This is a genomic window from Cobetia sp. LC6 (assembly GCF_030264805.1).
In the GTDB taxonomy this organism is placed as follows: Bacteria; Pseudomonadota; Gammaproteobacteria; order Pseudomonadales; family Halomonadaceae; genus Cobetia.
This window is the reverse complement of record NZ_JASSPL010000042.1, coordinates 1-454: the sequence shown is the minus strand read 5'-3', so window position 1 is coordinate 454 and position 454 is coordinate 1. Positions and strand designations below refer to the sequence as shown.

General features: G+C 62.1%; 1 protein-coding gene. It reads left to right on the top strand.

The genetic code is table 11. The features are described 5' to 3' along the window. The coding region (locus tag QQF40_RS17165; protein WP_285462038.1) for an SDR family oxidoreductase at nucleotides 1-454 on the top strand (454 nt) is incomplete at both ends.

Sequence of the window (454 nt, the reverse complement as noted above, 5' to 3'; positions counted from 1 at the left end):
AGCTTCGCTCCCTTCGGTGAGGTGCATGCGCCGCACCGCAGCGACATCGATGTCAGTGATCTTGACGCTGTCGCCGCACTGGTTGGCACCTGGCAGCCCCAGTTGATCCTCAATGCAGCGGCCTGGACGGCCGTCGACAAGGCAGAAGAGGAGCGCAAGGGCGCCATGCGTCTTAATGCCGAGCTGCCTGCCCTGTTGGCCGAGAAAGCCACTGAGCTCGACGCCACCCTGGTGCATTACTCGTCGGATTACGTCTATCCGGGAGATGGGGACCAGCCGTGGCGTGAAGACAGCCCGACGGCGCCGCTATCCGTTTATGGCGAGAGCAAGCTGGCCGGTGATGAGGCAGTATTGGCCAGTGGCTGTCGTCACTTGGTGTTCCGTACCAGCTGGGTGTATGCCGCCCGTGGCAACAACTTCATGAAGACGATGCTCAAGCTGGGGCGTGATCGCG